The 25612-nt window shown below is 40.9% G+C and carries 23 protein-coding genes, 1 rRNA gene, 1 other RNA gene and 1 other annotated feature; of the genes, 18 read left to right on the top strand and 7 right to left on the bottom strand.

Going from position 1 to position 25612, the window contains the following annotated elements:
• Positions 1–118 precede the first annotated feature (118 nt).
• Positions 119–1939: a DUF885 domain-containing protein gene (locus tag EFT72_RS18400; protein WP_124068379.1), complete on the bottom strand. Its 1821-nt coding sequence runs from the start codon at positions 1937–1939 to the stop codon at positions 119–121.
• A 140-nt stretch (positions 1940–2079) separates the two neighbouring features.
• Positions 2080–2362: a binding site (T-box leader), on the top strand.
• 90 nt (positions 2363–2452) lie between these two features.
• Here EFT72_RS18400 and metG point away from each other — a divergent pair.
• The 5 genes from metG to EFT72_RS18375 all read left to right on the top strand — a co-directional run bounded on the left by metG (position 2453) and on the right by EFT72_RS18375 (position 7512).
• Positions 2453–4429 (top strand): methionine--tRNA ligase, encoded by a 1977-nt coding sequence (metG, locus tag EFT72_RS18395; RefSeq protein WP_124068378.1) that lies wholly within the window; start codon positions 2453–2455, stop codon positions 4427–4429.
• A 62-nt stretch (positions 4430–4491) separates the two neighbouring features.
• Positions 4492–5208 carry a TraX family protein gene (locus EFT72_RS18390; protein ID WP_124068377.1) on the top strand — a complete coding sequence of 239 codons (717 nt, stop codon included), beginning with the start codon at positions 4492–4494 and terminating at the stop codon, positions 5206–5208.
• Positions 5209–5226: 18 nt separating this feature from the next.
• Positions 5227–6003, top strand: a complete 777-nt coding sequence (locus tag EFT72_RS18385) for a TatD family hydrolase (protein WP_124068376.1) — start codon at positions 5227–5229, stop codon at positions 6001–6003.
• 57 nt (positions 6004–6060) lie between these two features.
• Positions 6061–6927, top strand: a complete 867-nt coding sequence (rsmA, locus tag EFT72_RS18380) for a 16S rRNA (adenine(1518)-N(6)/adenine(1519)-N(6))-dimethyltransferase RsmA (RefSeq protein WP_124068375.1) — start codon at positions 6061–6063, stop codon at positions 6925–6927.
• Between the two features lie 21 nt (positions 6928–6948).
• A complete protein-coding gene (locus EFT72_RS18375) occupies positions 6949–7512 on the top strand; it encodes a TetR/AcrR family transcriptional regulator C-terminal domain-containing protein (RefSeq protein ID WP_124068374.1) in 564 nt (187 codons plus the stop codon).
• Here the strand turns inward: EFT72_RS18375 and EFT72_RS18370 are convergent.
• The gene (locus EFT72_RS18370) at positions 7509–7736 is read right to left on the bottom strand and encodes a hypothetical protein (protein WP_124068373.1); all 228 of its coding nucleotides are present in this window, start codon (positions 7734–7736) and stop codon (positions 7509–7511) included. The genes EFT72_RS18375 and EFT72_RS18370 overlap by 4 nt on opposite strands.
• Before the next feature lie 234 nt (positions 7737–7970).
• On the opposite strand from EFT72_RS18370, the gene EFT72_RS18365 reads away from it, so the two are divergent.
• Both EFT72_RS18365 and EFT72_RS18360 read left to right on the top strand, forming a co-directional pair.
• A complete protein-coding gene (locus EFT72_RS18365) occupies positions 7971–9692 on the top strand; it encodes an oleate hydratase (RefSeq protein ID WP_124068372.1) in 1722 nt (573 codons plus the stop codon).
• 192 nt (positions 9693–9884) lie between these two features.
• Entirely contained in the window at positions 9885–11558 is a 1674-nt protein-coding gene (locus tag EFT72_RS18360; protein ID WP_124068371.1) for a peptide ABC transporter substrate-binding protein, read from the top strand.
• A gap of 67 nt (positions 11559–11625) precedes the next feature.
• Here EFT72_RS18360 and EFT72_RS18355 read toward each other — a convergent pair whose 3' ends face one another.
• The 4 genes from EFT72_RS18355 to nagB all read right to left on the bottom strand — a co-directional run bounded on the left by EFT72_RS18355 (position 11626) and on the right by nagB (position 13914).
• On the bottom strand, positions 11626–12177 hold the full coding sequence (locus EFT72_RS18355; RefSeq protein WP_124068370.1) for a TIGR01440 family protein: 552 nt from the start codon (positions 12175–12177) through the stop codon (positions 11626–11628).
• A 33-nt stretch (positions 12178–12210) separates the two neighbouring features.
• Positions 12211–12630: an HIT family protein gene (locus tag EFT72_RS18350; protein WP_124068369.1), complete on the bottom strand. Its 420-nt coding sequence runs from the start codon at positions 12628–12630 to the stop codon at positions 12211–12213.
• Positions 12631–12695: 65 nt separating this feature from the next.
• Positions 12696–13100, bottom strand: a complete 405-nt coding sequence (locus tag EFT72_RS18345) for a hemerythrin family protein (RefSeq protein WP_124068368.1) — start codon at positions 13098–13100, stop codon at positions 12696–12698.
• Between the two features lie 64 nt (positions 13101–13164).
• The gene (nagB, locus tag EFT72_RS18340) at positions 13165–13914 is read right to left on the bottom strand and encodes a glucosamine-6-phosphate deaminase (RefSeq protein ID WP_124068367.1); all 750 of its coding nucleotides are present in this window, start codon (positions 13912–13914) and stop codon (positions 13165–13167) included.
• Positions 13915–14034: 120 nt separating this feature from the next.
• On the opposite strand from nagB, the gene EFT72_RS18335 reads away from it, so the two are divergent.
• Complete coding sequence (locus EFT72_RS18335; protein ID WP_124068366.1) at positions 14035–15672, top strand: DUF6128 domain-containing protein; 1638 nt, start codon at positions 14035–14037, stop codon at positions 15670–15672.
• Between the two features lie 10 nt (positions 15673–15682).
• On the opposite strand, the gene EFT72_RS18330 is transcribed toward EFT72_RS18335, so the two are convergent.
• Positions 15683–16414, bottom strand: a complete 732-nt coding sequence (locus EFT72_RS18330; RefSeq protein ID WP_347561906.1) for an anaerobic ribonucleoside-triphosphate reductase activating protein — start codon at positions 16412–16414, stop codon at positions 15683–15685.
• 56 nt (positions 16415–16470) lie between these two features.
• Here EFT72_RS18330 and tadA point away from each other — a divergent pair, with 56 nt between their 5' ends.
• The 10 genes from tadA to EFT72_RS18280 form a co-directional block, all read left to right on the top strand.
• Positions 16471–16959: a tRNA adenosine(34) deaminase TadA gene (tadA, locus tag EFT72_RS18325; protein ID WP_124068365.1), complete on the top strand. Its 489-nt coding sequence runs from the start codon at positions 16471–16473 to the stop codon at positions 16957–16959.
• 68 nt (positions 16960–17027) lie between these two features.
• An RNA gene (ffs, locus tag EFT72_RS18320) (signal recognition particle sRNA large type) lies at positions 17028–17289 on the top strand.
• A 211-nt stretch (positions 17290–17500) separates the two neighbouring features.
• Positions 17501–18580 carry an ATP-dependent 6-phosphofructokinase gene (locus EFT72_RS18315; protein WP_124068364.1) on the top strand — a complete coding sequence of 360 codons (1080 nt, stop codon included), beginning with the start codon at positions 17501–17503 and terminating at the stop codon, positions 18578–18580.
• Positions 18581–18593: 13 nt separating this feature from the next.
• The gene (gene dnaX, locus EFT72_RS18310) at positions 18594–20186 is read left to right on the top strand and encodes a DNA polymerase III subunit gamma/tau (protein WP_124068363.1); all 1593 of its coding nucleotides are present in this window, start codon (positions 18594–18596) and stop codon (positions 20184–20186) included.
• 28 nt (positions 20187–20214) lie between these two features.
• On the top strand, positions 20215–20568 hold the full coding sequence (locus tag EFT72_RS18305) for a YbaB/EbfC family nucleoid-associated protein (RefSeq protein WP_124068362.1): 354 nt from the start codon (positions 20215–20217) through the stop codon (positions 20566–20568).
• Positions 20569–20570: 2 nt separating this feature from the next.
• On the top strand, positions 20571–21167 hold the full coding sequence (gene recR / locus EFT72_RS18300; protein WP_124068361.1) for a recombination mediator RecR: 597 nt from the start codon (positions 20571–20573) through the stop codon (positions 21165–21167).
• Positions 21168–21196: 29 nt separating this feature from the next.
• On the top strand, positions 21197–23386 hold the full coding sequence (locus EFT72_RS18295; protein WP_124068360.1) for a tetratricopeptide repeat protein: 2190 nt from the start codon (positions 21197–21199) through the stop codon (positions 23384–23386).
• Positions 23387–23398: 12 nt separating this feature from the next.
• Positions 23399–24232, top strand: coding sequence for a Cof-type HAD-IIB family hydrolase (locus EFT72_RS18290; protein WP_124068359.1), 834 nt, complete (start codon positions 23399–23401; stop codon positions 24230–24232).
• Positions 24233–24243: 11 nt separating this feature from the next.
• Complete coding sequence (locus tag EFT72_RS18285) at positions 24244–24957, top strand: CvpA family protein (RefSeq protein WP_124068358.1); 714 nt, start codon at positions 24244–24246, stop codon at positions 24955–24957.
• A gap of 527 nt (positions 24958–25484) precedes the next feature.
• A 16S ribosomal RNA gene (locus tag EFT72_RS18280) occupies positions 25485–25612 on the top strand; the annotation flags it as partial.

Here is a 25612-nt window from a genome sequence, read left to right as displayed (position 1 = left end):
AAGGGTTGCGACGAGTCAAGGGCGTTAAGGCTTGAACAAAGTGAAAGCCAGCGTCTTTAGGCGCTGGCCGGTAACAGAGGCTTATAGCCTCAGGACAAACCACCCGTTTGACGGGTGGTCATGATTTTCGCAACTGTTTGGCGAGCCAATTCCGGAATTCTGGTTGTATTACAGAAAATGGTGCGGGACCAATATCTAAAAGAAAGGTGTGAAACTCCTTTAGGTTAAACTTATCTTTCAGAATTTTTTGCGCTGTGTTTCGCATTTGAATGATTTCCAGATAACCCACATAATACTCCATGTAATTCGTTGGATTTTCTACTAAACTACTGTAGATGGAATCCACAATGTCTTCATTTTCAATATTATAGAAAGTGCCAAGGTATTTTTTCGTCTGTTCTTTATCCCAGCCTTCATAATTAACACAAATATCCAGATATGCATAAATACCTAGAGTCACTGCCGTGTTGTGAGCCAGCAGGTTTCCGAGATTTGGAGGTAAGCCATTGTCAAAGGTATACGAATAATATTCCACATAAGTGGCCCAACCTTCCGAATAGCTGGAAAAAGAAAGGAGGCTTCTTAACTCATTCGGTTCTTTGCTTAAAAAATATACATTTTGGTATAAGTGACCGGGAAATCCTTCGTGGGCCAGCGTTGTGTACAGATCATCATTTTGAAATCTGGGATTCTGGTTGATGTATATAATGTTATCATGAAAACGGTCCAGGGGAGGCACTAGATAAAAGGCGGGACTTAAGGATGCCTGGAGAGCCTCAGGAACGTATTTAATGGTGTAGCTGCAATCTGGAAGTGCTGGAAAATCTTTTGTAATCTGAGTTTTTAATGCCTCTATCATTTCTTCCGGTTTGGTATACTGGAAGGAGTAGTTTTCCAGTGAATCAAGAACTTCCGGATGTTCTTTGGTGATTTTCGCCAGTTCTTTTATATCTGTATTCATCTGACTTTCCATGGCCTTTTTTAGACTTCGTATGGAATTGTAGGAAGTTCCGGTATTGGATTGGACCAAATACTCGAAAAACTCTTTTCCATTGGGATACCAGTATAACCCTTTGTCATTGGTCCCAGTCCCCATAAGTTGTGTTATTCCATTTATCAGGTTTTTATAAGCAGGAATAAAATGTTCCTCAAGGACCTTCACGTTCTGTTCTTTGTATGTGTTTTTTTCTTCTTCGGTCAAATCAGTAAGGGCATCAATCCGAGTTTGAAAGGTTTCTGTAAGAAAACTGTGATCTGGTTGAATCAAATAGGATTCACAAGATTTTAAAACATGATCAGCCGCCTGATCTGACATAAATAAGCCGGCTTTTGATTTCTCCTTTTCAAACTCCAGGATTTGTGCGTAGTAGGTATCAATGTTTGACAAGAGCGTGAGGTACTGATTTACGTCCTCTTTGCTGTAGAATGCGTACTCAGCAAACAAAATAGGTAGCTGAGCCTGAATACCAATGGTGCTAGTGAGTGGTTGTGCATAAAGCTCCAACCCATCGGATTCCTGTTCTGTATCGACGAAAGAATACAGAATTTGGTAAGTGAGTTTTTGTTTTGATGTTAGTTTTCGAGGATTGAATTCTCTCAGACTTTTTTTGAGATCCGAAAGCTCTTTGGAATTTTCTTTCATTTTATCAAGGGAATAATCCCCGAGGGTCAGGGGAATCGTATCAAGTCCACGGGATACAGGGTCTGCAATGCTGAAGTGAAAACTAATCCCAGAGTTTTTGATTTCTTTTCGGAACAAGTCTCCAGTAAACTGGTCGAACTTGTTTTGCATGGCAATGTCCTGTGAATAAAATTTTTCATAGGTTGCCTGGGATGGAGTACCTTCGTTTGCAGGTGGCGGGGTACAGGAACAGAGCAGGCAGACAGCCAGAAAGAAGCAAATAATCCGGCGTTTTTGTTTCAATACTACGTTTTTCATATAGATTCCTCCGTAATTCACTATTACTATTTATATGTTGCTACAAAAAAAGTCATGACAAAACCAGGAAGCTGATTTCTTCCCTGCTTGACAAACAGGAATGAAACCATTACACTAGGGTTACCAACAATCTAAAATGTGAGAATGCTGAGAAAAGAAGAGTAAGAAATCCGTCTCAAAGACAGAGACTTCCGGTAGCTGAAAAGGAAGCTTGAGTGTATTTCCCAACATGGTCTTGGAGCAGCAGAGTCGAACGGTCATCTGGACCCTTAGACTTTGACGGTTACACCCGTTATCGTGTCAGACTGTTATTATGGCTGCTGGTTTTATCGTCTCCAGTGGCACGAACGCAGCCAATAAGGTCCATGCCGTGAGGTATGGATAAATTAAAGTGGTAACACGGGACATTTCCCCGTCTTTAAAATTCCGACACGGATTTTTAAGACGGGTTTTTCTTTGCCAGTCGGATTTGACCGTTCCATGCATCTCATTATATATCAGGAGGAAGAAAATATGTGTAAAAATTTAAAAAAGGAACCATATTATATTACCACCGCCATCGCTTATGCGTCTGGAAAGCCCCATATTGGGAATACGTATGAAGCCATACTAGCCGATGCCATAGCCCGCTACAAGAGAGCCGAAGGCTATGATGTGTTTTTTCAGACAGGGACCGATGAGCATGGGCAGAAAATCGAAGAAAAAGCGGCGCAAGCAGGAATCACTCCAAAAGAATTCGTAGATCAGGCAGCAGCACAGATAAAAAGTGTTTGGGATATGATGAATACATCCTATGACAAATTCATCCGAACCACCGATAAGGACCATGAAGAACAGGTTCAAAAGATATTCAAAAAGCTTTATGATCAAGGGGATATCTATAAAGGATATTATGAGGGGCTATACTGTACTCCTTGTGAATCCTTCTTTACGGAATCTCAACTGGTGAATGGGAAATGCCCAGATTGTCAGGGAGAGGTAAAACCTGCAAAAGAAGAAGCTTACTTTTTCCGTATGAGTAAGTATGCAGACCGCCTGATTCAACATATCAATGAAAATCCTGATTTCATTCAGCCAGTATCCAGAAAGAATGAGATGATGAATAACTTCCTCCTTCCAGGACTTCAGGATTTGTGTGTTTCCAGAACCACGTTTACATGGGGAATACCAGTAACGTTTAATCCCAAACATGTTACCTATGTGTGGCTGGATGCCCTGACTAACTATATTACAGGAATCGGATACGACAGTGAAGGAAACCACAGTGACCAGTATCGCAAGTTATGGCCGGCGAATCTTCATCTGATCGGGAAAGATATCATTCGTTTTCATACCATATATTGGCCTATTTTCTTAATGGCACTGGATCTGCCTCTTCCCAAGCAAGTCTTTGGTCATCCTTGGCTTTTACAGGGAGATGGAAAGATGAGTAAATCAAAAGGAAATGTACTTTATGCAGATACACTAGTGGATTTCTTTGGAGTGGATGCTGTTCGTTATTTTGTCTTACATGAAATGCCTTTTGACAATGACGGTGTGATTACATGGGAGCTGATGATCGAGCGTATGAACTCGGATCTTGCAAACATTCTTGGAAATCTGGTAAACCGGACGATATCCATGTCCAATAAATATTTTGACGGCGTGGTGACCGATGGAAATGTAACAGAATCCGTGGATGAGGATCTTAAATCCGTTGTACTTGATGAAGTGAAAAACGTTCAGGAAAAGATGGAAAAATTGAGAGTTGCGGATGCAATTACATCTATTTTTAATATTTTCCGCAGAAGCAACAAATACATTGATGAAACCACTCCATGGACCCTTGCAAAAGACGAATCGAATAAAGCACGACTGGAAACGGTGCTTTATAACTTGACAGAGGCAATTACTGTGGGAGCCTCCCTTTTGGAGTCCTTTATGCCAGAAACCTCCAGTAAAATTTTAAATCAGCTAAATACCAAGAAAAGAGAACTGTGTGAGATGACTGTATTCGGGAAATATCCGTCCGGTAACCAGGTTACCAGCCAGCCAGAGATTTTATTTGCACGTATGGATGCAAAAGAAGTTATGGAAAAAGTAGAAGCACTCCAGAACGTGGATTCCAAAGAGATAAACAAAGAGTTGGAAGTAGAACAAGAGGGAATTGATATGGAAGCAAAGCCAGAGATTGAATATGATGATTTTGCTAAACTGCAGTTTCAGGTCGGTGAGATCATTTCCTGTGAACCCGTTCCAAAATCCAAAAAGTTATTGTGTTCCAAGGTAAAAATCGGCAGCCAGATAAAACAGATCGTAAGTGGGATCAAGGCACATTATTCCGCGGAAGAGATGGTTGGCAAAAGGGTTATGGTTGTGGTAAACTTAAAACCAGCAAAATTGGCAGGAGTAATGTCAGAGGGTATGCTTCTTTGTGCAGAAGATGCACAAGGAAATTTATCTCTTATGATTCCGGAAAAGACGATGCCGTCAGGAGCAGAAATCTGCTAATTTATAACAGGAAAGGCCGGATTTAATACAATCCGGTCTTATCGTTTTAAAAGGAGACATCTATGAATCAAGCAACCAATCCCTTTAAAAAAGGAATGACTGGAAATACATTAAAGATCATTGCAATTGTTACCATGCTAATTGATCATATTGCCGCTGTTTTGATTGAAAATGAAAGTGGACAGGTCTTAACACATTGGTGGGGACTTGATTTTACCATGAGAACCATTGGAAGAGTTGCTTTTCCTGTCTTTTGTTATCTTTTGGTGGAAGGTTTTACTCATACAAAAAACAGAAAGAAATATGGGATGAGACTCTTTTTGTTTGCGCTAATTTCGGAGATTCCGTTTGATCTGGCATTTTATGGCACTTGGTTCTATCCAAAATATCAAAATGTGTTTTTCACCCTGCTAATCGGTCTTATCGTTCTTTGCTGGTATGAAAAAGCCGCAGGGGATCCGTTAAAACAATCACTTTCCATTGTGATTGGCTGCGGGGCCGCTGTTTTTTTGCAATGTGATTATAATATGATTGGAATTGCAATGATTTTAATTTTTTATGTATTCAAGGAAAAGAAAGTTATGATGTTCCTATTTGGCGGAATCCTTGCAGCGATCGAAAGTATCAGCTGTCTTGGAGCCGCAGCCTTGGCAATGATACCAATCTATTGTTACAATGGAGAAAGAGGGAAAACGAACATAAAATATTTTTTTTACTGGTTCTACCCCGTCCATTTGATTTTTTTGTTTTTACTTAAACTTCTGATAGCGATGAAGTAACGGAGAAAGGAGATTGCTATGATTTTTGATACCCATACTCATTATGATGATGAAGCATTTGATGAAGATAGAGAACAATTATTGAATTGTTTCGAAGAAAATGGCATTGAAGCAGTCACCAATGTAGGCGCCAGCATGAAATCGTCGAGACAAACCTTGGAATTGACGAAACAATATCCCCATGTTTATGGAGCCATTGGTGTTCATCCAAATGAAACCGGAGAACTCAACGAGGAGAATATAAACTGGTTGAGGGAAAACGCATCAATGAAAAAGATAGTTGCAATCGGCGAAATTGGTCTTGATTATTACTGGGATGAACCGGATCATGATACTCAAAAAACCTGGTTTATCAGACAGCTTAATCTTGCCAGAGAAACAAGCCTTCCAGTTATTATCCATAGCCGGGATGCGGCGAAGGATACGTTAGATATTATGAAAGAAGAACAGGCAAGTGATATTGGGGGGGTAATCCATTGCTTTTCCTACGGAAAAGAGATGGCAAGAGAATATCTATCGATGGGATTTTATCTGGGAATTGGAGGGGTTCTTACTTTTAAGAATGCAAAAAAACTAAAAGAAGTGGTGGATTATATGCCCATGGATCAGATGGTTCTAGAAACCGACTGTCCCTACCTGGCGCCTGATCCCAATCGTGGCAAACGAAATTCATCGCTTTATCTTCCTTATGTGGTGGACGCTGTGAGTCAGATCAAGAAAATATCCAAAGATGAGGTGATTGAAATCACCAATCGGAACGCAAAACGACTGTACCGGCTTACGCGACATGATTGACTTTTGGCTCATAATAAGATACCATTGATTAATAAAAAAACGATTGGAAAAAAGTATATGCAAAATAAATTAGGAAATCCCCAAAGTACGATTGAAATTATTCGAAAATATGAGTTTACATTCCAGAAGAAATTTGGGCAGAATTTTTTAATTGACCCTCATGTACTGGAAAAGATTATTGGGGCATCTGGTGTGACAAAGGATGACTGTGTCCTAGAGATTGGGCCTGGTATCGGAACCATGACACAATATTTAGCAGAACATGCCCGACATGTCATCGCGGTTGAGATTGATAAAAACCTAATTCCAATCTTAGAAGAAACATTATCTGGTTATAGTAATGTAACGATAATTCATGCCGATATTCTTAAGGTAGATATCAAAGAACTTACGGAACAATATAATGAAGGACGTCCCATAAAAGTAGTGGCGAATCTACCATACTATATTACTACTCCCATTATTATGGAGCTGTTTGAAGAACAAGTGCCCATTGATAATATTACCGTCATGGTTCAAAAAGAAGTCGCAGATCGTATGCAGGTGGGACCGGGATCAAAAGATTATGGAGCATTGTCCTTAGCGGTACAGTACTATGCAGAACCTTATATAGTAGCAAATGTGCCACCCAACTGTTTTATACCAAGACCCAAAGTGGGTTCGGCGGTGATTCGTCTGACTACGCATAAAATCCCCCCTGTAACCGTGGGAGATTACAAATTCATGTTTCGCCTGATTCGTGCATCTTTTAATCAGAGGAGAAAAACATTACAAAACGGATTAAATAATTCGCCAGCCATTCCGTATTCTAGGGAACAGATTATAAAGGCCATTGAACAAGTTGGACTTTCACCAACAGTACGGGGAGAAACATTGAGTTTAAAACAATTTGCAGCACTAGCAGACTCATTTACGAACTTATAGACAGAACGGACAGGAGAGAATATGTCAGATTCGCTGATTACAAAACGTGCCATAGCAGAGGCGTTGAAACAGGTATGTAAGGGAAAACCTTTCGATAAAATATCCATATCAGATATAACTGCAGTATGCGGACTGAATCGGCAGACGTTTTATTATCATTTTCAAGATAAGTATGAATTACTAAGTTGGATTTATTACAACGAAAATTTCGCTTTTATCGCTGAGGATATCAGCTTAGAGAACTGGAATGAGAAGTTTTTTGAACTGCTAGAAAACATGAAAAAAGAACGATCGTTTTATATGAACACCTTAAAAGAACAGCAGCATACCTTTGAGGGGTATATGTATGAGATGGCAAAAGCACTGTTTATCGATGCCATTTGTGCCCTTGATGAAAACAATAAGTTAACAGAAGAAGAACGCGATTTTGACGCTGCTTTTTATGCATACGGGATCTGCGGTATCATCATGGATTGGGCGGAGAATGGAATGAGAATGGACTCGACGCTGCTAGCGAAACGATTAAACAGACTCGCCTGGGCGACGGAGCGTATCGGATACATCCGAAGCCAGGTGGATCTTTAAGTGAGTTTTTGCATGATCATCTCTAAGCACTCTTCTTTGGAATGCGTTTTTATAAAGAGAAGCAAATCTCCATAGGTAATAAGTTGGGGGGGAGCAGGATTGAACTTCTGCAAAAGCTCCTTGACGTTACGTGCTGCTCGTTCTGGAGAATTTTGTCCATTTTTTAATTGATGAAGAAGTGCTGTTTTAAAAACAGTCTCTCGTATGTGATTATGGATGCTCATGGCAGATCCTCCTTCCTATTATGATTATTGTAAAAGAAGATGATAAAAATTACGATAGACAATATAGAAGAATTGTCTGGTTTTTCGACACCAATTACTTGGTGTCGTTTTTTATTTCAAAGGAAAATGAAAGTAATTCTTTGTAAATAAATTATTTGTGTATGAAGGAGAGGAAAATGATGAATGATAAGTTAAGCATGTCTGTTTTATAATTGAAAGATTGGAGAAATATTTATGAAAAAAATAAATAAATTATTTCGAATGATTACATGGGGGACAGTTGCGGCAATGGCTGGAATGACTGCTAAAATTGTATACAATAAGTCCAAAATTCAAAAGACAGGTAAAAGTAAAAAAATCCGAAAAAATCCAGAAAACAGGGTTTATTTTGTTGGAGGAGGAATTGGAAGCATGGCAGGTGCTGCTTATTTGATTCGTGACTGTAATCTGTCTGGCAGCCAGATTACAATTTTTGAAGGCAGACCTATCTTGGGAGGAAGCAATGATGGCATTGGCGATTCCAATATAGGCTTCCTATGCAGGGGAGGGCGTATGCTCAATGAAGAAACATATGAAAATTTTTGGGAACTATTTCGCTCTATAAAATCCCTTAATAACCCTTTAAAAAGTGTGACCGAAGATATTCTGAATTTTGACCACGCTCATCCCACTTGTGCTAGGGCCAGATTAATTGATAAAAAGGGGAATATTTTAAACGTAAAAAACATGGGGTTCACCCAAAAGGAACGAATGGCATTGTTAAGACTTATGTTAACTCCAGAAGAACAGTTAGATGATAGAACCATTGAAGAGTGGTTTGCAGATACGCCTCATTTCTTTACCACAAATTTTTGGTATCTATGGCAAACAACCTTTGCATTCCAGACCTGGAGCAGTCTTTTTGAATTCCGTCGCTATATGCGGAGAATGATTATAGAATTTTCGAGAATCGACACATTAGAAGGGGTAACAAGAACTCCTTTTAACCAGTATGAAAGTGTGATCCGACCGCTGGAAGCGTATTTAAGAAAGAATGGAGTTGTTTTTTCTGAAAACTGTATTGTTACGGACATTGACTTTTGGGACGGGGAAAAAATTATCGCAAAGACACTTCATCTAAATGATCATGGTGTGGAGAGAAAAGTAGAATTAAAAAACGGGGATCTTTGCATTATGACCAATGCTTGTATGACAGACAGCACAACGCTTGGAGATTTAAATACCCCGGCACCTGATCCTGTGGGAAGACCTATATCAGGAGAATTATGGAGTAAAATAGCGGCTAAGAAGAGAGAACTTGGAAATCCTTATCCATTCTTTTCAGATACACAGGAAACAAATTGGGAGAGTTTTACCGTTACTTGTAGAGGAAATAAGCTAATAAAATGGCTGGAGGAGTATTCGGGAAATATACCAGGAAGTGGCGCATTAATGACCTTTAGAGAATCAAGCTGGTTATTAAGCCTAGTCGTAGCCGCACAACCACATTTTAGCAATCAACCTCTGGATCAAACGGTTTTTTGGGGGTATGGACTTTTTACAGACCGAATTGGAGATTATGTGAAAAAGCCAATGAAAGACTGTACCGGAAAAGAAATTCTCATAGAAATGCTTCATCATCTTCACATGGAAGAAAAAATGCAGGAAGTACTTGAAGATATTATCAATGTAATTCCTTGCCGAATGCCATATGTAAATGCTCAGTTTCAACCCCGTAAAATGACCGATCGACCAAAGGTAGTACCGGAAGGTTCCGTTAATTTTGCTATGGTCAGTCAATTTGTGGAGATCTCCGATGATATGGTATTTACAGAAGAATATTCCGTCCGGGCAGCTAGAATTGCAGTCTATACGTTAATGGGGGTAAAGAAAAAAATATGTCCAGTCACTCCTTATTGGAAAGATCCTAGAATTCTTATGAAAGCACTTATAACCGCCTATCGAAAAGAGTCTTAAGATGTCCGCCATAGACGGAGTATATCAGATGCAGATCGAATCAATGTTTTAGCGTTTTATTGCGGTAACACTATGAAGTAAAAGAGTTTAAATGGATTTCTTCGTTGCAAGAAATCCATTTTTGTGGTATGCTAACCGCTGTGTTGTCTTTCTTAAACGGACACATAAAAGCGAATGAGGAGGAAATATTTTATGAAAAAAATGGCACTTGTTTTAGCGGTTGTTTTGGCTTCTGGTATGGTTTTGACCGCATGTGGAGGTTCCGGTAAATCTGGAGGCTCTGACAATGAGAACAAAAAAACCGAAGCTGCTTCCGAGACAGAAAAAGGTGGAGCGGATCTGGCGGTACAAATCGGATCGGACTTAGAAACCATCGACCCGGCTCTAAGTACAGCAATTGATGCATCCAATATTATTATTCATGCATATGAAACCCTGCTCACCTTTGATCAGGACAACAAGATTGTTCCAGGTCAGGCGGATTCTTATAAAATAAGCGATGATGGACTTACTTATACCTTTCAATTAAAAGACGGATTGAAATGGAGTGATGGCTCTGATCTTACGGCAGAAGATTTTGTTTATTCCTGGAAGAGACTGGCAGATCCTGCTACAGCAGCACCTTATGCAGCCGATATGCTTTCCGTAATCAAAGGATATAAAGAAGCCTCTGAAGGTGATCTTGAAGCCCTGGCTGTATCTGCGCCAGATGCCAAGACTTTGGTCGTAGAGCTCGCATCTCCTTGTGTTTATTTTGATAAAATTGTTACCCATGCAAGTATGTCTCCCGTAAAAAAAGATGTTGTGGTAGCAAATGGAGACCAGTGGACCTTGACACCTGAAACTTATGTTTCCAATGGACCTTTAAAGATGTTAGAGTGGGTACCAGGTTCCCATATCACATTTACAAAGAACGAGAACTACTGGAATGCAGATAAAGTTACTTTGAACACTCTTAAGTTTGTTCTGATGGAGGATTCCAATGCGTCTTATAGCGCATATCAGGCGGGAGAGGTTCAGATGATCCGTGATGTACCGACGGAAGAGATCCCAAGTCTGAGAGATAATCCGGAGTATCACGTTGAGCCACGTATGGCAACGAGTTATACCATTTATAATACAGAGAAAGCACCATTTGATAATGTGAAAGTACGTCGTGCATTGAATTTAGCGGTAGATCGTGATTTTATTGCCAATACTTTGATGATTGGGGTTGCTCTCCCTGCAACTAATTTTGTAGGACCAGGACTTTCAGATGATGAGCTAGGATCTACCTTCGAAGAAGTGACTAGAAAGAACAATGGCGGAGATTACTTTAACGTTACGAATTATGAAGAGGATTTAAAAAAGGCAAAAGAACTTCTGGCAGAGGCAGGATATCCAGATGGAAAAGGCTTCCCAGTCATTGAATATATGACAAATGATGCTGGTTATAATAGACCAATTGCTGAATATTTGCAGAATGCATATAGCCAGTTGGGAATTCGAATGGACATTAAAGTCGTTGAATGGTCAACGTTTACTGCAACTAGACATGCGGGAGATTTTGAACTCTGCCGAGGTGGCTGGGTGTACGATTATGATGACGCTTCTAATATGTTAAACTTGATGACTTCTGACAGTGGGAATAATGACGGAAGATATTCCAATCCTGAAGTAGACAGCCTTTTAAAACAGGCGCAAGAAACACAAGACAGAAGTGAGCATTTTGAAAAACTTCATGCAGCAGAAAAGCGGATCATGGAAGATGCGGCAGTTTGTCCACTGGTTTATTCAAGCGATTTTTATCTGCAGAAACCTGAGGTAAAAGGAGCTTGGCACTCTCCATACGGATATTGGTATTTTATGTATGCAACAGTAGAATAGATTGTAAATCAAAAATCCCCCTTTTCCCAGATCGTACCGTATGTACCGTCTGGGAGAAAGGGGGTTTTTATTCTAAGGCTGAATCATAGGCTGCACGTATTCCTCCGATGTATTTGGGACGGGTGCGGGCAGTAACTACATGAGCAGCACCAATATAACGGGTCTTAATCCGAATGGGGACTGCAACCTCTTTTAGGTGCATGCCAATCAATGCATCACCAATATCCATACCAGCATGGGCTTTGATTGATTCCACTGCAATGGGTGCGTGAAAGGTTCTGTAAGCAGCAAGTGCAAAAGAACCACCAGCTTTTAACTGTGGAATGACATTGACTGGTTCGTATCCATAGAAATCTGCCGCTTCCTTCTCTAGTATGAGTGCGCGGTTTAGGTGTTCACAACACTGAGCAGCGATATAAATACCGTGTTTATGGAATACTTCATACACACTTAAAAAAACGGCTTGTCCAATCTCTTCGCTGGAATAAGAACCGATTCGATGATCGGATATCTCACTAGAAGAACAGCCGATCACCACTAAGTTTTTCTCTTTTATATGTGCGGCTTCTAAAAGTTCAACCGCCGCCTTCTCTGCTTGTCTTCTGATATCATCTATCATGACATGATCCCCTTCCAATATGGAGAAAAAAGATTATAAGGCCTCCCGAATGGCTTGTGCCATCTGTTCATATTCTTCTTCTGTCAAATAAACGCGGTCCGGATTCATCATAAATGTTCCGCCCCATTCATCGCCACCGTTGTATTTCGGAACGAGATGCATATGAAGGTGGCATCCGGTATCACCGTAGGCTCCATAATTTACTTTGTCTGGGTGAAATACCTTATGAATCGCTTTGGAGACTTTGCTAACGTCAGCAAAAAAAGCATTTCTTTCTTCCTCGCTAATATTAATCATCTCGCTGACATGATCCTTATAAGCCAAAATCACTCTGCCTTTTTTACTCTGTTCTTTAAACAGATATAGAAATCCTGTCTCCATCTCGCAGACTGGATAGCCAAATTTTGCAACCAGATCCCCTTTCATGCAATATGCACAGTTTGGATCTTTCATATTCGTGTCCCTCTTTTCTGTAGAATTATGTCATAATGAAGTAGGATACCCTCGAAAGGATTAAATTATGACTTGCTTTTAATGTGGTTTGCAACCTTAACATCTTCTTTTTTAATATGGTTAATCAACCAACCTGCGATGGCGCTGTTTACTTCGCCGACTAAGGTAATGGTGGCTCCTTGCGTGTCCAGTTTTTTACAGATTTCTGCAACTACTTTTTTAAATTCCTCATGGTAGCGTCTGTGGTTTTGATAATCTGGATATTGAGTTTGAATCTGAAGTTTTTCTTCATCACTAAAATGTTTTGCCGTATATTCTTGAAGAAATTTTGCCGTATTCGTCAACTCAGACCTTCCTTTTCCAGTTGAACATGCAGCTAATAGATTGTTGATTGCTTCAATCAGCTGGCGATGTTCCGTATCAATTAACTGGTTTCCGGTCTCAAGATCTTTTGTAAATGTATATGCCATGAATTTGTCTCCTTTTATATTCTTTTATATACATTTTACACCATATAAAACAAAAAACCAACTACTAATTCATAAGAACTCCGGAGTTGTCCCACTTTGATAAGGCCGGTTCATCGGCTACGATAATTACATCGGGGTGAAGCTGCAAAATAGATGCCGGTACTTTCGGGGTAACAGGACCTTTAAAGGCATCCGAAAGGATTTGGGATTTATCGATTCCGCTGACCATCAAAAGAATTTTTTTTGCTTTCATAATGGTGCCGATCCCCATGGTATAAGCCTGCCGGGGGACCTGCTCAACCGTTGAGAAAAACCGTTGATTGGCCAGTATCGTGCTTTCTTGAAGGTTAACGATATGAGTCTCCTTTGGGAATTGTTCGGAAGGTTCATTAAAGCCAATGTGGCCATTATGTCCGAGTCCCAATAATTGTAAGTCTATTCCACCCAGGTTTTTGACAGAGTCTTCGTAACGAGTAGCTTCTTTTTCGGTGTCTGCTTCCATTCCATCGGGAATATAAGTGTTGGATTCTTGAATGTTTACGTGTTTAAAAAAATGTTTCCGCATAAAATAATAATAGCTTTGCTCATTATCTCTTGTAAGTCCTTTGTATTCGTCTAAGTTGGCAGTTTTCACCTGGTCAAAATCCAGATCGCCCTTTTCATACCATTCAATCAGTTGTTTATAAGTTCCCACTGGAGTGGAGCCAGTTGCCAGCCCGAGAACACAATTGGGTTTCATGATAACCTGGGCGGAGATGATATTTGCAGCCTTACGACTCATATCATTGTAGTCTTTGGCAGGATAAAGCGTCATGTTTTTAACCTCCATTTATTTTTTGGAAATAATTTTTATTTTTATTTAATAATAGGATAACATTTTTGTGTCATAGTTGCAATGGCAATAGGCATAAAATAATTATAAAGGAGTGATGGCATGTCTAACTATCGAAGACTAATCTCTTACATTTATGCTTACGAAGGAGGAATCAAAGGAAAAAACATCGGATTTGCCAAGATAGAGACAAGAGGAATCCAGTGCAAAATTACGGTAAGTGTAAAAAGAATATACGTTGGTGGCAACGACATTGGGGTATACCTATTAGCCGGAGATCAGGAGATTTACCTGGGAAATATTTTTATACGTGGTGGATCAGGGGAATTTAGAACTGTTGTTTCAGTGACTGATATTGAACACTCCGGAATTGGTACGGATCTGTGCTATGGGTTGACCATCCATGACGTAAAAAATACATGGCGTTCTTATACAACCATATGGGAAGATTCTGTTGCCCATGCAGCTGAAGTTGAACTTAGAAGTATGGCTGGAAAGAAAAAAGAAGATTCTGCTGTTTCAGAAGAGCAGATTAAAAAGGCGGTTCGTGAGATTGATGAGGAGTTTCCGCTTGAACAAACAGGAGATGAGTGTGTCGAGAAAGAAAGTACGGAAAGGGATACAAGTGATACGGTAGACCAGGAAGACCAGGAAACTGAGGCAGAACAGGAAATCCAAGAGCAAAAGACGGATCAGGTAAACCAAGAGGCGGAAGAAGAGCGGGAAAGCCAAGAAGTAGAAGAAGAGCAGGAAAGCCAAGAAGTAGAAGAAGAGCAGGAAAACCAAGAGGCGGAAGAAGAGCAGGAAACCCAAGAAGTAGAAGAACAGATCCAGGAAGAGTCAGGTGAGGAGGGAACCAATGTCCGTCCATCTGTAACGGGACCGACGGCGGGCTGGCAACACGGAGACGCTCCTTCGATCACGGCACCTTTTCCAGAGTTTAAACGGAATACCCAGCCTACGATGACGGGACCTTTACCAGGGTGGTGGCAGCAACCGATTGGTGACACGGGCCCTGTTCAGGAAACACCGCCTAACAATGGACGAATTCCGTTGAACCTTACACCAGGCTACCCTGCACCAGGAATGGGAGCAACGGGGCAGATGCAGCCAAATCAACCAGTGCCAGGACGGGGAATGATTCAACCGAATCAGCCTGTATCGGGATTGCCAAGGCAATCAGGTCAGTCCGTTGCCAGGAGATCTATTTCCGAAACAGAACAGGAACTTATGTATCGGAATCCAGGCGATCAAAAAAGGAATAAATTCATATTTAGAGATTCAAATATTGCAGAACATCCCTCTGTTGCCTTTCAAAACCAGCAGGAACTAGATCGGCTTAGTCAAAATGAAAAGATTGGTGGAACCCATGAATTGGTATGGGAAAAGTTAAAAAAAGAACACACCAGAATTTTGGCATTCGATTATGAAGATGGCTGCGAGATACTTACAATCAAACCACAAGACATCGGTTTGCTTCCAAGAGATGCATGGTTATATGGCAATAATAGTTTTCTCCTTCATGGCTATTATAATTTCCGGTATTTAATACTTTCAAAATTAAATAATCCGCAGGGAACTCCACGTTACCTATTAGGGGTACCGGGTCATTATTACAGCAACGAACGTTATATGGCTTCTATGTTCGGATTTCCCAATTTTGTATTGTCGAAAGAACAGCCAATCAAAGATGGAAGGTTTGGATTCTGGTATACAGATATAAAACTGGGGGGCTCATAAAAGCCCCCAGTTATATCGATCCTGTGAGATCCATCCCCCTCAGCTTGGCATTTGTAAGATAAGGCTTCACAGTTTCGAAAAAAACGTTCATCTCTTCCATGGAAAAGGACGCATATCCGGGGCGGAGTACCTGATCAGAATCTTCATAATTTTGCAGGTAGTAAGGAGAGGAACCGTGTAACCAGGTTCCAATCTCTTTAAAATCTTGCACTTCATGGATGCCTTTAACTGCAGTTGTCCGAAATTCATAAGGGACATGCTGTTCCGTAAGAAAGCTTGCACTTTCTATAACTTTTTCCACGTTTAGATTTTGGATTCCTGACGCTATCTTATAATTTTTTTTACTTGCTTTGATGTCCATTGCCACATAGTCCAGTTGTTTTTTGAAGACTAATTTTTTTAAAACTTCAGGGCAGGAGCCGTTGGTATCTAGCTTCACGAAATAGCCAAGTTCTCTTATGTTACAAATTAAAGATTCTAGATCTATGTTTAAGGTGGGTTCTCCACCCGTGATACAGACTCCCTCTAAAATTCCTTTTCGTTTTTGTAGAAAGTTTAGAATCTCATCTTGAGAAAATAGGGCTTTTGCATTGTCTTCTAACAATCCGCTGTTATGACAGAACGGGCAGCGGAAATTACATCCCCCAAGAAAAATCGTGGCGGCTACTCGGCCGGGGTAATCAAGTAAAGTTGTTTTTTGCAGTCCGCAGATTTTCATCTCTTCACCAATCCTTTTTTTCATGTTATAATGTCACTATAATTACAGTATAACACATGGAGCAGCAGAGAGGAACGATCATGACAATAGATGAAAAATATATGCGGGAGGCGATCAGGCAGGCAAAAAAGGCTGGTGACATTGGTGAAGTTCCTATCGGCTGCGTGATCGTTTATAACGACAAGATCATTGCAAGAGGCTATAACCGCCGTACCGTGGATCAAAATGTTTTATCTCATGCAGAGATTAATGCCATCAAAAAAGCCTGCAAAAAGATGGGAGACTGGAGACTGGAAGCGTGTACCATGTATGTAACCTTGGAACCTTGCCCGATGTGTGCTGGGGCAATTGTCCAGGCTAGAATCAAAAAAGTGGTGATCGGATGCATGAATCCAAAAGCGGGTTGTGCCGGTTCGGTTCTTAATATGCTTGACGAAGATGGGTTTAATCATCAGGTGGAGACAGAGACCGGAATATTGGGTGAGGAATGCTCTCATATGATGAAGCAGTTCTTTAAAGATCTCCGGGAAAAAAGGAAGCAGAAATTGGAAGAGTCAAATACCCTGTAAAGCCTTGACAATTAAATCATTTGCATGTATACTTATCAGCGATTAAGCAAAAACATGTCATAAAGTTTCCGTGCAGCCGGGGAGATAGCGGTGCCCTGTACCTGCAATCCGCTCTAGCAGGGGTGATGTCTCACCCAGGGCTGGCTATTGTAGGGCTGCCCCTGAAAAGTAACGATGACGTTTGGGTCTTACGCAACAGATCTTCATGAACCGTGTCAGGGCAGGAATGCAGCAGCACTAAGTGAAACCTTCTGTGTGCCGTGAGGGTGCCTGGACTGAGTTAACTATCAGGGTAACGCCTGTGATAACAGTTCAAAGTGGGACGCACGGATTTTAATATAATATTTCGGACGCCGGAGAGCAGAAATCTGTTTTTCGGTGTCTTTTGCAATTTCATAGCCGATTTTAATATTTTCTTACTTTTCTTATTAATTATAGATTCCCCTTGCCCCACATTTCCCTTTGTATTATAATTGAGAATATAATGGGTATAATTTACCTATTTCTAACAACAAATCTAATCAAAAAAGAGGTGTGCTTCATGATGAGAATTGGAATGCTGACAAGCGGTGGCGACTGTCAAAGCTTAAATGCCACGATGCGCGGTGTTGCAAAAGCGCTATATCGGCTTTTTGACGATATTGAAATTGTTGGATTTGAGGACGGATACAAGGGACTTATTTATTCGGAATACCGCGTGATGAATCCAGAAGAGTTTTCCGGAATTTTGACAAAAGGCGGTACAATACTAGGAACTTCCAGACAGCCATTTAAACTTATGAGGACACCGGATGAGAATGGACTAGATAAAGTGGAAGCCATGAAGCACACATATAGAAAGCTAAAACTGGAGTGTCTGGTGGTTTTAGGTGGGAACGGAAGTCAGAAAACAGCCAATTTATTGAGTGAGGAAGGCTTAAACGTTGTTTCTCTCCCAAAGACAATTGATAATGATTTGTGGGGAACCGATATTACTTTCGGTTTTCAAAGTGCAGTCAATGTTGCGACCAATGCGATTGACTGCATTCATACGACAGCCGCTTCCCATGGCCGTGTCTTTATTGTAGAGGTGATGGGACATAAAGTGGGCTGGCTGACGCTTTATGCAGGGATTGCCGGAGGGGCAGATATCATTCTTCTTCCGGAGATCCCATATGATTTGGATGTGGTAGTTGAAGCGTTAAAAAGCAGGTCTAAAAATGGCAAGAAGTTCTCTATCATTGCTGTGGCAGAAGGTGCAATTTCCAAGGAGAATGCCAAATTGTCAAAAAGAGAATTGAAAGAAAAAAAGAAGAATGGAGTGGTTTATCCCTCAGTTGCTTATGAGATCGGAGCGCAGATTACAGAACGCACCGGTCAGGAGGTACGGGTTACCGTACCGGGGCATATGCAAAGAGGTGGAGAACCATGTCCTTATGACAGAGTGCTGTCTACGCGCCTTGGAGCAGAAGCGGCAAAACTAATGCAAGACAAAGAATACGGATATATGGTGGCAGTTGACAATAACGAAGTAGTTAAGATTCCGTTAGTCAAAGTTGCAGGAAAATTAAAAACAGTCGATCCGGAATGTTCTATTGTGAAGGAAGCTAAGATGATAGGAATCAGTTTCGGAGACGAATAAGGAGTTAACAGGCATGTCATATACGGCATTGTATCGAAAGTGGCGTCCTTCTTCCTTTGCTGATGTGAAGGGACAAGATCACATCGTACAAACACTTAAAAATCAGATCATATCCGAACGTGTCGGACATGCATATTTGTTTTGTGGAACCAGAGGAACAGGTAAAACCAGTATCGCTAAGATATTTGCGAAAGCGGTCAACTGTGAAAATCCAATAGACGCAAGTCCTTGTGGAAAATGCCAGACTTGCAGTAATATTGCAGCTGGAGCCTCTTTGAATGTGGTTGAGATTGATGCGGCATCCAATAATGGGGTAGAGAATATCAGGGAGATCAGGGATCAGGTTCAGTATCCGCCGACGGAAGGCAAATACCGGGTTTATATTATTGATGAGGTTCATATGCTTTCTACAGGTGCATTCAATGCACTGTTAAAGACTTTGGAGGAACCTCCTTCTTATGTGATATTTATTCTGGCGACTACAGAAGTTCAAAAGATTCCGGTGACCGTTTTATCCCGTTGCCAGAGGTATGATTTCAAACGTATTTCCGTTGAGACTATAGTTGAACATCTTAAAACACTTACAGAGGCAGAACAGATTCAAGTGGAAGACAAAGCTCTTTCCTATCTTGCAAAAGCAGCAGACGGAGCGCTTCGAGATGCTCTTAGTTTACTGGATCAGTGCATTGCATTTCACTACGGAGAACTTCTTACGTATGACAGTGTGCTAGATGTATTGGGCGCAGTTGATATCACCGTGTTTGCGAACTTATTTCGGGCGGTGGTAGAGAATCGGACAAAAGACTGCATTTCCTGTCTGGAGGAACTGGTATTACAGGGTAGAGAACTGAGCCAATTTGTAATTGACTTTATCTGGTACCTTCGGAATTTGTTGATTGTAAAGACAGTGGATGATGCAGAAAATCTGCTTGATATGTCTACGGAAAACCAAAGCCAGTTGAAGGAGGACAGTTCACTTGCAGACAATGAGACACTACTGCGGTTTATCCGGGTTTTTTCTGATCTGTCCAATCAACTAAGATATGCCTCGCAGAAACGAGTACTCATTGAAGTGGCGTTGATTAAATTAACCCGTCCCCAGATGGAACAGAATTTAGATTCGGTTCTGCAGCGTCTTCGCAACATTGAAAAACAACTGGAAAGCGGAAGTATTTCAGTGATGCAAAAAGAAGGGACCAGTGCTTTAAACTCTACTGGGAATACAACGTCTTCAGAGGAACTGACACCAGCACAACGAGTGATGCTTCCCAAAGGACAGTTTGAAGATCTTCAGTTGATTCGAAACGAATGGGGGAAGATCATACGAGAATTAGGTGGTCCCATTCGGGCGAGTTTACGGGATACGGTTGTTGAACCGGCGGGAGAAAGCTGCCTATGTGTTGTATTTACAGAACAAAGCAATTATATGATCGGAAGCAGGGAAGCGGTTATAGAAGAAATCCAGAAATACGTGGAAGATCATTATAAAAAATCCATTGCTTTTAAGACGAGATTAAAAGGCGGAGACGAACGCATGGATACCATTTACGTAAGTGATGAAGAACTTAAAACCAATATCCGAATGGATATTACAATGGAAGAATAAAAGAGTAGAATAATAGGAGGATTACACCATGGCAAAACGTGGCGGTTTTCCAGGCGCTATGCCTGGCAATATGAATAATTTAATGAAGCAGGCGCAGAAGATGCAGCGTCAGATGGAAGAGACAACAAAGGAACTGGAAGAAAAAGAATACACAGCAACAGCAGGCGGTGGCGCTGTTTCTGTGACAGTTTCTGGTAAAAAAGAGGTAACAGCAGTTAAGTTAACGAAGGAAGTTGTGGATCCTGACGATATCGAGATGTTAGAAGATCTGATTATGGCTGCAACCAATGAGGCATATCGTCAGATGGATGAGGAAAACAGTTCTGCGATGTCAAAACTGACCGGCGGTCTTGGAGGACTAGGCGGAGGATTTCCTTTTTAATTATGGATTATTACAGCAGTCAAATAACCAGATTAATTGAAGAATTTTCAAAACTTCCGGGAATCGGCGGAAAGTCCGCTCAGCGGTTGGCGTTTCATGTGATCAATATGCCGGAAGAACAGGTGGCAGGTCTTACCTGTGCCATTACAGAGGCAAAGCGGAATGTACGCTATTGCAAAGAATGTTTTACTCTGACCGATCAGGAATGTTGCCCGATCTGCAGGAGTGAAAAGCGTAATCACAAAGTGATTATGGTGGTAGAGGATACCAGAGATTTAGCTGCTTATGAAAAAACCGGGAAATTCGAAGGCGTTTATCACGTGCTGCACGGTGCCATCTCTCCCATGCTTGGCATAGGACCAAGCGATATCAAGCTAAAAGAATTGATGCAGAGACTGCAAGGTGATGTAGAAGAAGTTATCATTGCCACCAATTCCAGCCTTGAAGGGGAAACAACAGCTATGTATATCAGCAAACTGATAAAACCGACAGGAATCAGGGTCACCCGTATAGCAAGTGGTGTTCCCGTTGGCGGAGATTTGGAGTACATAGATGAGGTGACATTGTTACGGGCTTTGGAAGGCAGAGTCGAACTGTAACTCATATACCTTGTTAGGAGATTCAAATAATGGATAAGTACGAGTTTAATATAAAAGTGGAACAGATCAAAAAACTGGTCGGAAAAGACGACTATGAAACGGCGATAAAGATAGCCGATACAATAGACTGGAGAAGAGTCCGCAATACCAATTTACTTTCCATGGTAGCCATGGTCTATGAAAAAAACGAGGATTATCAGGAAGCCAAGGATATTCTTTTACAGGCTTTTGAACGGGCACCGATCGGGAAAAGGCTTTTATATAAGCTGGCAGAACTTGCGGTGAAAGAAGGCAATATTAACGAAGCCGAAGCTTATTATAAGGAATTTGGAGACTTAGCTTCTGAAGATCCTAGGCAGCAGTTACTGCGATATATGATTTTAAAGGCGAAAGGTGCCCCTGCACAGCAGCTCATCCATTCCCTTGAGTCCTATACCAGTGTGGAACTGGATGAAAAATGGTTATACGAATTAGCAGAATTATACAGCCTGGCAGGAATGGCAGAGCGCTGTGTAGAGACCTGTGACCGCATTATGCTCATGTTTGGTCTGGGAAAATATGTGGATAAGGCCATGGAGCTAAAAACACAGTATGCTCCACTTACCAATTATCAGATGGACTTGATTGAAAACAGGGACAAATACGAAGCAAAGCTGCGTGCTGTCGAGGAGCAATATGGCACACGAGATCACTCGAATGATGATGATGATTTAATGGAAGAATATGAAGAAGATCCAGAGCCAGAACCAGATATACAGTATGAAGGAGTCATAGGGGAAGAGGCTTATGAGACCACAGTGCAAGATGCACAGGTACAGGAATCCCTTGCCAGAGAGATGTTAAGAATATCCAAGGAAGAACCAGAGTTCATGAATCAGAATTCAATGGATCAAAATCCGACGGATCAAAATGCCTTGGAACATACCAGAGTGCTGGAAGATATCAGACGTCTGGGTCGGACTGTTTCTGAAATTTCAACACCAGATGCCGAAGCCTTTCCATCAGAAACCGTGATTGAGGAGGAAGAACCACAGGCATATGATTTTGCTGGTTCCGATGCAGAGTATCCACAATCAGACGAGTATTCACATTCAGAACAGTATGGAGCTGAGATGGGATACGAACAGTCTTCCAGTTACCAGACCGCTGTAACGGCAGAGGCCTATCAGCAATTGGATCCCATGGATTATTCTTCTTCTGTAGGGGAACAAAGTCAGTGGGATGGAACCTGTGTAGAAGATTATTCGGAAGCAAATGCTCAACCCTTTATGGTTCATCAAAATCTTGAGAATCCATATGATGAGGGACCTGAAGAGGAAGCAGATCTGGGATTTGAGGAAGAAGTTGAATCGGAAGAATATCCAGCCCGAAATCATTTGATGATAGAAGCCCGAACATCCGAAAAAGGTCTTCAGTTGGCAGTGGAGGCGTTGAAACAGATTCATAAGGAAAATGGCGTTAAAAACTCGGTGGCTAAAATCACAGGAAGTAAATTGTCAAAACGAGGAATCATGGCGTCAGCAGAAAAGCTTCAGGGAAAAGATCTTGTGATTGAAGAGGCAGGAGATCTTACCAATGATGATTTGACGGAATTAAACAGGCTGATGGAGTTGGATCAAAGTGGTATGATTGTGGTCTTGATCGACAATCCCAAACAGATGGAGACATTGCACCGGGAACAACCTGTACTTGCGAGTAAATTCGAATGTATTGGAAGTGGAGATATGGAACCTTTGGCAGCTCCGGTTCCCCCAATAAAACCAAACCCTGTAAAAAATATGAATAGACATAGAGGGCATCAAAATTCGGGTCATCCATATGGCTCGATACAAGAAACCGAATTGGACCAGGAACCGAATGGGGCTGAAGACGATTTCTATGAAGAACAGACCGAGAATATTCCGATCAGGGAAGAACTTCAACCAAAAGTTCATGGCGAGGAGATGGATATTGATGAATTTGCTCAGTATGCATGTCGTTATGCCAACGAAATCGACTGCAGTGTAACCGGGAAAAGCATGCTTGCGCTCTATGAAAGAATTGAGATCATGGAAGAAGATGGCATACCTTTATCCAAGGAAAATGCAGAAAATTTGATTGAAGAAGCAGCAGATCATGCAGAAAAGCCTTCCATAGGGAAACGACTGAAGGGTTTGTTCTCAACAAAATACGACAAAGACGGACTTCTTGTTTTAAGAGAAGAACATTTCATTTACTAATGGAGCGATTACGTGAATATTAAATTGATTGCACTCGATTTGGATGGTACATTATTAAATAGTAAAAAGGAAATAACGGAAGGGAATCTTCGTGCATTGAAACGATGCATCGAACAGGGGATTATGATTGTCCCCTGTACCGGACGAACATCGGCTGGAATCCCCAAAGAGGTAAGATCCATTCCTGAAATTCGTTACGCAATCACAACCAATGGAGCGGTTGTGGAGGACATGGAAGAGAATCGGATGATCGATACGCGCCTTCTTTCCTGGGAACTTGCTCTGGAGCTGCTTCGTTTTGTGGATTCGTACCCTGTCATGTATGATCCTTACATAGAAAGACGGGGAATAACAGAGGCTAAGTTTTTTAATCATCTAGCGGATTATGGACTCTCTCCTGTATTGCAGAATTTGGTGGTCAATACTAGGGATTTGCATCCGAACATCATAGACTACGTAGAAAAACAACAAAAACCTGTGGAAAAAATAAATCTTTTCTTTGGTGATATGCAATTAAGACAGAAGTTAAGAACGATTCTAGAAAAAAGAAGTGATATCCTTGTTACCTCCTCGATTCCGAACAATCTGGAAATCAATGATCCTGAAGCAACCAAGGGAGATGCGCTTTTGCGTTTGGCATCCCATATGGGGATTGAGGCGGATCAGACAATGTCGGTTGGCGATGGAGAAAACGATTTGTCTATGATTTTAAAAGCGGGCGTTGGAGTTGCTATGAAGAATGGAATAGAAGAAATTAAGGAAATTGCGAACTACGTAACGGGTACTAACGAGGAAGATGGTGTGGCATCCGCTATTAACAACTTGGTTTTTGGAGCAGGAATGTGATGAGGATGATTATGGAAAATTGGTTATCGGTAGCAGCTGGAATTTACCTATTGGGAATGATTATGTATGGACATCATAGAGGGTTTATCCGGTTGGTTGTATCCATGTTTGCAGTTGTCATATCATTAACCGTTGTTCGTGTTTCCTTACCTGTTGTGACTGAATACATTCAAGAGAACACTGGACTAAGGCAGACGATTTCTGAAAGCATGAAAAAATCAGTGGGATTGAGTCAGGACAACCATATGGATTCTGCAGAAGAACCTTCGGCCCAACGGTCGTTGATTGAAAGCCTGAATCTGCCAAAGAATATAAAGAATGCTTTGGTTGAAAATAACAATAGTGAAATATATCAGATGTTAGGAGTGGAAGGGTTTGCGGACTATGTTGGAAACTATCTAGCGGATGTGATTCTGAATTCAGCAGGATTTGTTTTGTTGTTTGCATTTGTTTTTCTATTGTTAAAGCTGATCATGCGTTGGCTAGACCTAATTGCAAAACTACCGATTCTATCAGGAATTAATAAAGTGGCCGGAGCCGCTTTGGGTGGACTGGAAGGACTTATCTTTTTATGGCTTGGTTGTCTCATTATTACTGTGTTTTCTGGTACATTATGGGGAACGCAACTTGTCCGACAGATTGAAAGCAGTGTTTGGTTATCCTTTCTTTATACCCACAACTTTCTAAACATGATGGTTTTAGGGGTATTACAGAGGTTAATTTAAGAAAGAAATTGTAGTTATCATATACGCAATTAAAACAAATCTACAGGAAAAGGCGGATTAAAGCTTGTCCTGTAGATGTTTTGCATTTGAGGGCGGAACGGAACATTCTGCTGTGACATATGAAAATGGAGGTTATCTTTGATTTGAAAAAATTGTTTGAATAAATGAAACAAATTTTATTGACAATATGATGTAGACATGTTATATTATAGTTCCAGTGCGAAATATTAGGCAAAGGCAATCATATAATTATGATTGAAAAAGATTTAAAAAGTTGTTGACAAACAAGTGGCTACATGATATACTACATGAGTTGCTGTTGAAGCAACAAAGCAAAAAAAGCACTTTGAAAACAGAAGATTGAACAGTATGTAAAACCCTGAAAATTCGAATAAAAGTCATGTTTGATGACTTTGAATGAGAAATTCAGAACGAATACAAGCAATTGTATACGAACCAAACAACAAGTAAAAACGGGAAATAAATTAGCTAGTTAGTTGATTTTGACCGTGGATTGAACAACCATTTAATTTGAGAGTTTGATCCTGGCTCAGGATGAACGCTGGCGGCGTGCTTAACACATGCAAGTCGAGCGAAGCACTTTAAAGGAAGTTTTCGGATGGAATTTAAAGTGACTTAGCGGCGGACGGGTGAG

The sequence above is a fragment of the Clostridium sp. E02 genome, assembly GCF_003833015.1.
Lineage (GTDB): Bacteria > Bacillota > Clostridia > Lachnospirales > Lachnospiraceae > Lacrimispora.
This window is presented reverse-complemented; position numbering and strand designations above follow the sequence as displayed.